At 64.2% G+C, this 9,354-nt stretch carries 13 protein-coding genes; 9 read left to right on the plus strand and 4 right to left on the minus strand.

All coding sequences use genetic code 11. The features are described 5' to 3' along the window. Positions 1 to 21: 21 nt before the first annotated feature. From ACHIRB_RS24370 to ACHIRB_RS24380, 3 genes are read right to left on the minus strand one after another with little or no spacing between them, the layout of a single operon-like run. Positions 22 to 378, minus strand: coding sequence for a hypothetical protein (locus ACHIRB_RS24370; RefSeq protein ID WP_395118541.1), 357 nt, complete (start codon positions 376 to 378; stop codon positions 22 to 24). Continuing rightward, complete coding sequence (locus ACHIRB_RS24375) at positions 375 to 932, minus strand: hypothetical protein (protein WP_395118543.1); 558 nt, start codon at positions 930 to 932, stop codon at positions 375 to 377. The genes ACHIRB_RS24370 and ACHIRB_RS24375 overlap by 4 nt, the downstream gene beginning before the upstream one ends. A 20-nt stretch (positions 933 to 952) precedes the next feature. Further along, positions 953 to 1,516: a TetR/AcrR family transcriptional regulator gene (locus ACHIRB_RS24380; RefSeq protein ID WP_395118545.1), complete on the minus strand. Its 564-nt coding sequence runs from the start codon at positions 1,514 to 1,516 to the stop codon at positions 953 to 955. An 82-nt stretch (positions 1,517 to 1,598) separates the two neighbouring features. Between ACHIRB_RS24380 and ACHIRB_RS24385 the strand changes: the two genes are divergently transcribed. The 3 genes from ACHIRB_RS24385 to ACHIRB_RS24395 all read left to right on the plus strand — a co-directional run bounded on the left by ACHIRB_RS24385 (position 1,599) and on the right by ACHIRB_RS24395 (position 4,280). Further along, positions 1,599 to 2,255 carry an enoyl-CoA hydratase-related protein gene (locus tag ACHIRB_RS24385; protein WP_395126075.1) on the plus strand — a complete coding sequence of 219 codons (657 nt, stop codon included), beginning with the start codon at positions 1,599 to 1,601 and terminating at the stop codon, positions 2,253 to 2,255. Positions 2,256 to 2,365: 110 nt separating this feature from the next. Then, a complete protein-coding gene (locus ACHIRB_RS24390; RefSeq protein ID WP_395118549.1) occupies positions 2,366 to 3,526 on the plus strand; it encodes an FAD-binding oxidoreductase in 1,161 nt (386 codons plus the stop codon). A 7-nt stretch (positions 3,527 to 3,533) separates the two neighbouring features. Then, positions 3,534 to 4,280 carry an FAD-binding oxidoreductase gene (locus ACHIRB_RS24395; RefSeq protein ID WP_395126091.1) on the plus strand — a complete coding sequence of 249 codons (747 nt, stop codon included), beginning with the start codon at positions 3,534 to 3,536 and terminating at the stop codon, positions 4,278 to 4,280. Between the two features lie 47 nt (positions 4,281 to 4,327). Here the strand turns inward: ACHIRB_RS24395 and ACHIRB_RS24400 are convergent, their stop codons facing one another. Then, positions 4,328 to 5,491 carry a globin domain-containing protein gene (locus ACHIRB_RS24400; protein ID WP_395118551.1) on the minus strand — a complete coding sequence of 388 codons (1,164 nt, stop codon included), beginning with the start codon at positions 5,489 to 5,491 and terminating at the stop codon, positions 4,328 to 4,330. A gap of 276 nt (positions 5,492 to 5,767) precedes the next feature. On the opposite strand from ACHIRB_RS24400, the gene ACHIRB_RS24405 reads away from it, so the two are divergent. The 6 genes from ACHIRB_RS24405 (at position 5,768) to ACHIRB_RS24430 (ending at position 9,273) form a co-directional block, all read left to right on the plus strand. Next, positions 5,768 to 6,886 carry a nitric oxide synthase oxygenase gene (locus tag ACHIRB_RS24405; protein WP_395118565.1) on the plus strand — a complete coding sequence of 373 codons (1,119 nt, stop codon included), beginning with the start codon at positions 5,768 to 5,770 and terminating at the stop codon, positions 6,884 to 6,886. A gap of 167 nt (positions 6,887 to 7,053) precedes the next feature. Next, positions 7,054 to 7,512 (plus strand): Asp23/Gls24 family envelope stress response protein, encoded by a 459-nt coding sequence (locus tag ACHIRB_RS24410; RefSeq protein WP_395126074.1) that lies wholly within the window; start codon positions 7,054 to 7,056, stop codon positions 7,510 to 7,512. Between the two features lie 52 nt (positions 7,513 to 7,564). After that, positions 7,565 to 7,744, plus strand: a complete 180-nt coding sequence (locus tag ACHIRB_RS24415) for a DUF2273 domain-containing protein (RefSeq protein ID WP_199704241.1) — start codon at positions 7,565 to 7,567, stop codon at positions 7,742 to 7,744. After that, positions 7,737 to 8,165: an Asp23/Gls24 family envelope stress response protein gene (locus ACHIRB_RS24420; RefSeq protein WP_395118555.1), complete on the plus strand. Its 429-nt coding sequence runs from the start codon at positions 7,737 to 7,739 to the stop codon at positions 8,163 to 8,165. Before ACHIRB_RS24415 ends, ACHIRB_RS24420 begins: the two co-directional genes overlap by 8 nt. After that, positions 8,162 to 8,716 (plus strand): DUF6286 domain-containing protein, encoded by a 555-nt coding sequence (locus ACHIRB_RS24425; protein WP_199704239.1) that lies wholly within the window; start codon positions 8,162 to 8,164, stop codon positions 8,714 to 8,716. The genes ACHIRB_RS24420 and ACHIRB_RS24425 overlap by 4 nt, the downstream gene beginning before the upstream one ends. Next, complete coding sequence (locus ACHIRB_RS24430) at positions 8,713 to 9,273, plus strand: Asp23/Gls24 family envelope stress response protein (RefSeq protein WP_395126073.1); 561 nt, start codon at positions 8,713 to 8,715, stop codon at positions 9,271 to 9,273. The genes ACHIRB_RS24425 and ACHIRB_RS24430 overlap by 4 nt, the downstream gene beginning before the upstream one ends. Positions 9,274 to 9,354: the final 81 nt, after the last annotated feature.

Below are 9,354 nucleotides of genomic sequence, written 5' to 3' on the forward strand. Positions count from 1 at the left end.
AGATCCCACAGGATTTGCTGCTCACGCAGTATCGCTTGGCGCCCGGTCACCACTGAACAGAACAACGAACAGATACGGCACAAGGAGTACGGCATTGACGAGCGAGCCGAGCAACAGCCCTGTGCCGGCACCTTCGGTAAAGAGCACGCGGTAACCGCCGAGAACCAGGCCGGCCGGAACCGCTAGCACCGGTAGCAGTGCAAGAAGCATCGAGACGTTGCTGACGGCGTCGCCGACGGCCATCGCCGAACGACGCACACGGGTCTGCTTGAACATCGCGACGAGGCCGAAACCGACGACGAGTCCGACGATCCGCACCCCGATACCAACCGGGAGCAGGCAAAGGGTCTGCAGCAGTCCGGGCGAGAAGCCAGTCATCGGTCCGGCATCCCTGTGGCGGTTGCACCGACGTCGATCACCCGCATTCGGTCGACCAGCCGACCGAGCAGAGGTTTGCGCTCAGGCTGGCTCAGGTCGACCTGAAAAGCCCACCCGACCGCGTCGGGCAGGCGGAGCAGCGGCTCCGTCACGACGTCGGCAGGCAGCCAGGGTGTACCCGCAACAGGTCCCGACGTCACGATCAGGTCCACCCCGTCTGCCGCCAGAGCGTCGGTCAGTGCGCGTGAGTGTGCGAACTGGCGCATGGCCGCTTGCGGAGTCCCGATCGCCGAGGCCTGCGGGCGGGTGAATACGCACACCGCGCGAGAGTCGAACAACCGGTAGAGCAGATCGAATGTCGGTTGATACTGATCCTGCCGCGGGGCAGCAGCGACGATGTCGACCACATCCGCTCGCAGGCGGTCCGCTTCGTCCTCGCCCACGACGACAGCGCACGAACCGACCGAAAACGGCGCGGCGTGCGGCGGTCGCAAGTGGTCGAGAAATGCCGTTCGAAGCGACGGTGACCTGGACGCGGCGGCCTCGTTCAGCACCGTCCGACGGTATAACAAGCTCAATCCAACACAGCCCTGACCGCGGCGGGAAGTCGGTCGCGCCGAGCTCGCGAAGGCACGTCACCGTCGCGCAGGTAGCGCTGCGCGAACGCGAACGGCAGATCGACGACGGCGAGGGTCAGCAGATCGACGTCGGTCGCGCCTGTGCCGCCGAGGAGGTCGGCGCCGAGCGCACGCAGTAGCCGCACACTGTCCGCATTCGCGCGTGCTATCTCGTCGCGCAGGTCGTCGTCCAGGCTCAGGTTGGCAACATCGCGGAGCCGAAAGGTGTCCAGCAGCAGAACATCTCGCGGGTTTGCGAGACAGTGGTCGTAGTTCGCGAGTGCGATCGAGACCGCATCGACCGTGCCGTCGGGTCGCACCGACTGCGTGCCGCGGACAGCGCGTAGCCAAGCGCGTGCGAGCATCTCGTCGACCGATTTGAAGCGGTGATAGATCGAACCCGTCGGAGCTCCCGCCTGTTCTGCGATCGCCGATACGGTCGTCGCGCGAGCGCCTCGGGCAAGCAGAACGTCGCGCGCGCAGTCGAGAAGGTGGTCGGTCGAGTGGGTGACACGAGCCATACTTCCTCCCGGCTGCTCGGCGTTGACATTCTTAGAATACATATTCTAGAGTCGGAATTCTAGACAGAACGGGAGCACAGCCATGGTGGCAACACTCGAGTACCGCGACAACATCGCCGTCCTGAACCTCGGCGACACCGAGAATCGCTTCTCGCTCGAATGGCTCGACTCGGCCAACGCCGCCCTCGACACCGTCCTCGCCGGCAAGCCGACCGCGCTGATCACCACGGGTAGCGGCAAGTTCTACTCCAACGGCCTCGACCTGGACTGGCTGCTCGCCAACGGCGAGAAGATGGGCGAATACGTCGGCGAGGTGCAGAAGGTTCTCGCCCGTGTGCTCACCCTTGCCGTTCCAACCGTCGCCGCCGTCAACGGTCACGCTTTCGGCGCAGGCTCGATGCTCGCCATGGCCCACGACTTCCGCGTCATGCGGTCCGACCGCGGCTTCTTCTGCTTTCCCGAGGTCGACATCCGCATCCCGTTCACGACGGGCATGGCCGCACTGATTCAGGCGAAGACCACTCCCCAGACCGCCGTCGCATCGATGACGACAGGTCGACGCTACGGCGGCGAAGACGCGCTGGCCGCAGCCCTGGTCGACCGCGTAGCGACCGAAGACGCGCTTGTCGGAGCCGCAATCGAGATCGCGACGCCCCTCGTCGGCAAGGACTCTGGGACCCTCGGCGCCATCAAGAAGACCATGTTCGGTGCAGCCGAAGCAGCGCTGCTCACCGTCTGAGCGCTACTGACGCGGCCACCGCCAGCGTGTTCTCGGGACGGCACACGAAGTGTGGATAATGTGTGTCGGTACCTTCCACACCCGAGAGGCTCCGGAAGGAGGTCGGCTAAGTGAACCTGCGAGCGATCGCACAGGTGCGGTCCAACTTTCGCTCGGTCACCGAGACGACCAACGGCAGCGATCGCCTCACCAACAGCTTCTACGGATTCCTCTTCGGTGAGAATCCCATTCTCCGCCAGCTGTTTCCGGCCGCGATGGACATGCAGCGCGAGCGCCTGGTCTCGGCGATCTCGTACCTGCTCGACATTCTCGACGACACCGAACGCGCTGTCGGCTTTCTCGAACAGCTCGGCCGTGATCACCGCAAGTACGGCGTCGAAGGCGACCACTATCCCCTCGCAGGCCGCGCTCTGCATTCGGCGCTGCGCGCGTACACCGGGCCCGCGTTCTGGACGAACTCGATCGACGAAGCGTGGCTCGACGTGATCGACCTCATCGTCACCTCGATGGCAAACGGCGCGGACTCCGACGACCTGCCGTCGCATTGGGAGGCGACCGTCGTCGAACATCGCAAGATCCTCGACGATCTGGCCGTCGTCCGACTCCAAGCCGACGTCCCCGTCCCGTACGACACGGGGCAATACCTTCCGGTCCGAACGCCGCAACGGCCGAGGATGTGGCGCTACCTCTCCCCCGCAATACCCGCTAACGACTACGGCGAACTCGAATTTCACGTCCGCAAGGTGTCGGGCGGCTGGGTCAGTCCGTCGATGGTCAACGAGACCCAGGTCGGGGACCGGTGGACGATGGCCGCACCGCTCGGCGGGTTGCGCGTCGACCTGACCAGCGGCGCAGACGTTCTGATGATCGGGTCCGGCACGGGGATCGCGCCACTGCGCGCACAGATCATGGAGATGACAACCCGGGGCATCAACCCCCGCGTGCACCTGTTCGTCGGTGGCCGCTTCCCGTGCGATCTCTACGACCTCGGGACGCTGTGGCAGATCTCGCTGAGCAACCCGTGGTTGACCGTCGTACCGATCTCCGAATTCGACACCGACCCGTGGTGGCACACCGGCCCGACGATCGAGCCGCCCTTCGGTATGCATCAACGGCTGACCGGCGAGATCGGGTCCATCGTCGCGAGCTTCGGCTCGTGGTCGGACCGGCAGATCCAGGTCGCCGGCTCGCCGACGATGATCTCGTCGACGGTCCGAGCTCTTCTCGATGCAGGGACACCCGCTTCTCGCATCCAGCACGACCCGGTCTGAGACCGGCATACTTGGCCGGGTGTGGAAGTCAACCGTCGTCGAACATCACCGCCTCCGGCACGACCTAGCCGTCGTCCGATTGATCGGTGATGTCGTCCCTTTCGTTGCAGGACAATATGTTTCGGTGCGAGTCCCACAGCATCCACGCGTCACGAGGCGGTTGTCACCGGCGTTACCACCGTCGTTGGACGGCAAGCTCGAGTTTCACGTACGCACGGTGCCCGCGGGGTGGGTGAGCGGCACGACCGTCGCCGAGACGACACCGGGTGACGTCTGGGAGATCACCGAACCGGCGGGGCGGCTTCGCATCGACGACACCGGCCGCGATGTGGTCATGATTGCGGGCGGGACCGGTTTGGCGCCGTTTCGATCGTTGCTACTCGATGTCGCCCGGCGCACCGATCCGCCGCGCGTCTATCTCTTCATCGGTGGCCGCAGCCCACGGGACCTGTACGCCTCCGACATGCTGTCGCTACTCGCCGCCGACCTGCCGTGGCTGACCGTGGTTCCCGTCGTCGAGGAGCTGTTCGATCCGCCGTGGAAAGACGAGTGGTACGAGCATACGAAGTCCGACATCGGCTTCACCGTGGACGAAGTTCTGCAAGGAACGCTCGGCGATGTCGTCAGCGCTCACGGCGAATTCGCCGACCACCAGGTGTTCGTGTGCGGATCCCCTGCCATGACGCGGGCGACGATCGATCGACTGACCGAATCGGGCACACCGATGGAGAACATCCGCTACGACCCGTGGTGACCGGGTTTCGCGGCTGATCGGTACCGCTTTGTTCAGTACCGCTTTGTTCAGTACAGCGGATCGTGCCGAATGTTCGCGGTCGGTGTACCCGCGGCCATCATCCGGAACTTCGTGGTCTGGACCATCGACGGGGAGCCGGCGATCTGAATGTCGCGGTCGGCCCACGACCCCATGCTCGCGACGACCTTGCCGATCTGTCCGACGAGTGGACTATCCATGCCCGCGAGGTCGGCCTGCGATCCGCCGTAATACCACCACGGATTGTCGTTGTTCTCGGTGACCGCCGTGACCGTCAGCCAGGGGTTGGTCTGCGACAGGCGCCATAGCGTCGCGTAGTCGTAGAGGTCGCAGGGGTGATGACCGCCGACGACGACATGGACCCGCGGGTTGTTGCGTCGCGACGCCATTTCCATGACCTGCGCTCGCAGTGGTGCGATGCCGGTACCGCAGCCGACCATCAACATGTCCTGTGTCGGGTGCGGCGGGACACCGAGCGATCCGAGTGGCGATCCGACGAGCCACTGATCGCCGACGTTGACGTGGCCGACGATCGACGGGCTGACCCAACCACCCGAAACACCACGAACATGGAACTCGATCTCGCCCTGCTCGTTGGCAGGATTCGCAGGTGACAGGTAGCGCCACATCCGGGGACGCGACGGAATCTGCACGCTCAAATACTGACCAGCGGCGTAGTACATGGGTTCGCTGAGTTGTAGCCGGACGACAGCCAAGTTACGCAGAATTTCCCTGTGCTCGACGACCGTTCCGCCCCACACCGGCGGGTTGCTCTCCGACGCGGCCGCACCGATCATCGTCGCGGCAATGACGCCGATCGCTTCGGTCCACGCTTTGTCGACCTCTTCGGTCCACATTTCGGTGCCCGCGAAGTTGCGGAGCGCCTTGATCAACGAATTGCCGACGGCGCGGTAGTGCGAATCGTCGATTCCGTACTTGCGATGGTCCCTGCCGAGTTGCGCAAGGAAAGGCAGCAGGTTGCCTGGGTCTTCGAGACGGTCGACCACGTAGGCAAGGGCCTTTACAAGGCGATCACGTTGGGTATCCATTGCCGCGGGAAAGAAATCCCGCACGCCCGGGTTGTCGGTGAACAAGACAGCATAGAAGGACTTCGTCAGCTTCTCAGGACCGTCTTCGCTGGCGGCTACCGCCTTGAAGGTCGTCCTGACCAGCGAGATCGTTCTCGAATCCATGCTGTATTAACCCCGTTCCGCACTCGAACGCTCCCTCGCGCAGGTGATAGCGAGTCGCGCAGCCCCGCGGCATGTGCCGATCGGTTCAGGGCGCAAGTGTATGCGAGATTTTCTAGCAGCGGAATCCTCTCATTGCGGTACCCTCGGTTAGCCTCGAGCCCGGGGCCTGCTATAGCAAATAGTTAGCAACGCATTAAAGGGAGTATTTTTATCATGCCGACTTCCTTCGGAGTTAAACAGCTCGAACTACCGTTATCCGAGGCCCAGGGCACCGAAATGCGAACCGACGCCGTCGAGCACGACCGCCGCAGACAATTGCGCGAATGCATCGACTTCTACAATCTGCCCGAGCTGTCACACCTGCCGACGAGCCGACGACTCAACGTTCTCGCCACCTTCGAAAGCACCGGACGCTACGAGCAGAGCGCCGAGGAAATCCTCGTCGGCGCCAAACTTGCGTGGCGAAACCACGCGCGCTGCGTCGGCCGCAAACACTGGCGAACACTGAAGCTGATCGATGCGCGCGCTGCCGTCACGCCCGAAGCCATTGCGGAAGCCTGCTGGCAACACCTTCGCCTCGCCACCAACGGCGGCGCCCTGCAATCGGTCATCACCGTCGGCCCGCCGCCGCTGCCCGACGGACGCGAGTACCGAATCGTCAGTCCGCAGCTCATCCGCTATGCCGGCTATCGCAACATCGACGGCACGGTGACAGGCGATCCCGCTCACGTCGACATCACCGAAATGGTCACGCGGATGGGCTGGCGTGGCACCGGCACGCGGTTCGACGTACTCCCGATCTTGATCAGCACACCCGACGAACCGCTGCGCTGGTTCGACGTGCCTCCCGAACTAGTCCTCGAGGTACCGATCGTGCACCCCGACTACCCCTGGTTCGAGGAACTCGCCCTGAAATGGCACGCGGTGCCGGCAGTGTCCAACATGGACTTCGAGGTCGGCGGCATCACCTACCCGCTGGCACCGTTCAGCGGCTGGTACGTCAACACCGAGGTCGGCGCACGGAACTTCAGCGACGAGAACCGCTACAACATGCTGCCGGAGATCGCCCGCAGGCTGGAACTGGACACCAGCTCGGACCGCACGCTCTGGCGCGACCGTGCCCTCGTCGAGCTCAACCGCGCGATCATCCACAGCTACCGGATTGCCGGCGTCTACATGGTCGACCATCACACCGTCGCCAAACAGTTCATCGACCACGTCGAACGCGAAGCCAAAGCGGGCAGGGAATGCCCGACGGACTGGTCCTGGGTCAACCCGCCGATGTCGTCCGGACTCACGCCCACGTTCCACCGGTACTACGACCCGCCGAATCTCGATATCCGCCCCAACTTCGTCACGCGGGTGAAGTCGGGCAACGGCTGCCCGTTCACGTAGCTGCTGGTTGCGCGAGCTTTTCGGTTTAGCTCGATCCCGACACGGGGATTCCGCAGAAGGAACCACAGTCGGGCCTCGAGCGTTGAATGCTCGTGGCACGATCCGATTGTGCAACTCGAAACGAATCTCCGTTCGGCAGTATTCGACTATCAACAGCGAGGCGTGCGATGACCGATCCCGTACTCAATCGATTGACCACCGTCGACCAGGCAGCGGCGAACGTCCCCGACCCGCAGGGTCGCACCGTCATCGCCGACATGGTCGTAGCGAAGATCGTCGGAATCGCGACCCGCGAGATCAGCGGAGTGCACGACGTCGGCGGCGGCGCGGCACGAGTCGTCGGCCGCTTACGCGAATCGATTCCCAGCGCCAGAACCAATCTCTCGCAAGGCGTCTCGGTCGAGGTCGGTGAGCGACAGACCGCGGTCGACATCGGCATCGTCGCCTACTACGGCACGGCCATCCACGAACTCGCCGCAGCCATTCGGCGCAACGTGATCGCCGCGGTCGAACGTATGACGGGACTCGAGGTCACCGAGGTCAACATCACGGTGCACGACGTCTACTTCGAGGGTGACGACGACATCGTCGAGTCGATCGAGACCACGAAACCGAGAGTGCAGTAGTGGCCGCCACGATCGAGTGCGACACCCGTACCGCTGTGGAAGGCGCGCTTCGATGACTCACGCGGTACTCGGACTTTTCGCAGGCCTACTGCTCGCCATCGCCGGGATCGTCGGCGGCTTCGGCGGGTTCCTCTTCGCGCTCGTGCTCGGCGCCATCGGGCTGGTCATCGGCGCCCACAGCGACGGCACGATCGACCTCAGCGCGCTGCTCCGGGGCCGAGGTCGTGGCTGACCACGGATTGTCCGCGACCGAGGCCTCGGGTAGCCAGGCCGACGACCCCGGCCAACGCGGCACGCTCACGATCAAAAATCGCGCAGCGATGCGGATAGTCGAAATCTCCGCACTCGAAATACCCGGCGTGATCAGGAGCAATACTCGACTCGGCAATCTCACCGGTCGTGACCTGCCACGCGCCGTCGTCGACATGGCGTCCGAGCACCCCAACATTCGCGTCGACATCGCAGTCGAATGGCCGAGTCCCATCGCGGCGGTCTGCGGGCAGGTCCGAGATCGCGTCGTCACCGAGGTCGTCCGCCTCACCGGGCGGCACCCCTCTCGCGTCGACGTCGCCGTCGCCGACGTGGTCGCGAACATCGACACCGAGATCGTCGCCGAACTGCCGCCCCCACTCGCGGCAGGTGCCACCGAATGACCACCACAGGTGCCGATACCAAAGGTCCGCGTGAACCGCTCGCACGACCACTCGCCGCGCCGTTCGCCATCATCGTGTCCGGATTGCTCATCGCCATCAGCGTGGTCGCCGGGCGCGAGTTCTTCATCGAACGCGACGTCGTCGACGAAGCTCCCTGGATCCGCAACAGCTTCGAGTGGCTCAGCCGAATCACCTGGGAAGGCTGGATGCTGCCCGCCTCGATCGCTGCGGTGGTCGTCGGCATCGGCCTGTTGTTCGTCGCTGCCAAACCGCGCGCACGCACACACTTTCGGACTGCCGGACCCTTGCCGATGTGGTTGCGCCCCACCGACGTCGCGAGACTGTCCACCTCGGCCGCAACGCATGTCGACGGCGTCCGCCGCGCGCAGACAACGGTCGGCAGACGGACAGCCAAGGTCGAGATCGTCACCGACGGACGCGATCCAGCCACTATCACGGGAGCGGTGCAGACAGCGGTGACCAAGTCCTTCACCGAACTGGCCGAGGCTCCGAAAGTGCTTGTCGCCATCGACAACTCGCAGCGCCGATGAACCGCCTGATCGTCGGTATCGATAGAGCGGTGTTACTCGTCGTCGCACTTGCTCTGCTTGTGCTGGGCACGCTGCTACTGCTGTGGCGAGGCGGCGTCGAGATTGCCCGCGACGTCTTCGCCCACGCCGACAGACGCTGGTACCAGCTTGCTCCGCAACAGGTTTGGTGGGACTGGGTCATCGCCGGAGTTGCGGTCGGCGCGCTGATCCTCGGCGTGTGGTTGCTGCTGGCAAACCTGCGGCGACACCGGCTCGGGTCGGTCGAGGTCGACGGTACCGACGAACTCGGCACACTGACGGTGAGTACGGGGCAGGTCGGCAATGCCGTCGCAACGATGATCGCCCAGCATCCAGCGATCCAATCTGCCTCTGCCCGTGCAATTGTCGATCGAGGTCGGCGGACACTCCGGATCACCGTCGTCGCCGAGCCCGACGTCTCGCTCGACCACATTCGGCGTATCGCCGCAAACAGTCTCCGCGACGTCGACATTGCGCTGGTCGGTGCGAACGTCGTGACGCAACTCTTCGTGCGCTATAGGCCGCTCCGCGGCTCGTGAGTCCTTTCGGAGGTCCTGGCCTCTGTTGAGTCCACACACATATGGGACATCTGATGTCTACATACATGCGGGACAGGTTGT

This window comes from Antrihabitans spumae (assembly GCF_043944905.1).
Lineage (GTDB): Bacteria > Actinomycetota > Actinomycetes > Mycobacteriales > Mycobacteriaceae > Antrihabitans > Antrihabitans spumae.

What these genes read in the sequence shown, in the direction of transcription:
- ACHIRB_RS24370 (WP_395118541.1), bottom strand. Translation starts at nt 378, where the DNA reads ATGACTGGCTTCTCGCCCGGACTGCTGCAGACCCTTTGCCTGCTCCCG.
- ACHIRB_RS24380 (WP_395118545.1), bottom strand. Translation starts at nt 1,516, where the DNA reads ATGGCTCGTGTCACCCACTCGACCGACCACCTTCTCGACTGCGCGCGC.
- ACHIRB_RS24385 (WP_395126075.1), top strand. Translation starts at nt 1,599, where the DNA reads ATGGTGGCAACACTCGAGTACCGCGACAACATCGCCGTCCTGAACCTC.
- ACHIRB_RS24400 (WP_395118551.1), bottom strand. Translation starts at nt 5,491, where the DNA reads ATGGATTCGAGAACGATCTCGCTGGTCAGGACGACCTTCAAGGCGGTA.
- ACHIRB_RS24405 (WP_395118565.1), top strand. Translation starts at nt 5,768, where the DNA reads ATGCGAACCGACGCCGTCGAGCACGACCGCCGCAGACAATTGCGCGAA.
- ACHIRB_RS24410 (WP_395126074.1), top strand. Translation starts at nt 7,054, where the DNA reads ATGACCGATCCCGTACTCAATCGATTGACCACCGTCGACCAGGCAGCG.
- ACHIRB_RS24415 (WP_199704241.1), top strand. Translation starts at nt 7,565, where the DNA reads ATGACTCACGCGGTACTCGGACTTTTCGCAGGCCTACTGCTCGCCATC.
- ACHIRB_RS24425 (WP_199704239.1), top strand. Translation starts at nt 8,162, where the DNA reads ATGACCACCACAGGTGCCGATACCAAAGGTCCGCGTGAACCGCTCGCA.
- ACHIRB_RS24430 (WP_395126073.1), top strand. Translation starts at nt 8,713, where the DNA reads ATGAACCGCCTGATCGTCGGTATCGATAGAGCGGTGTTACTCGTCGTC.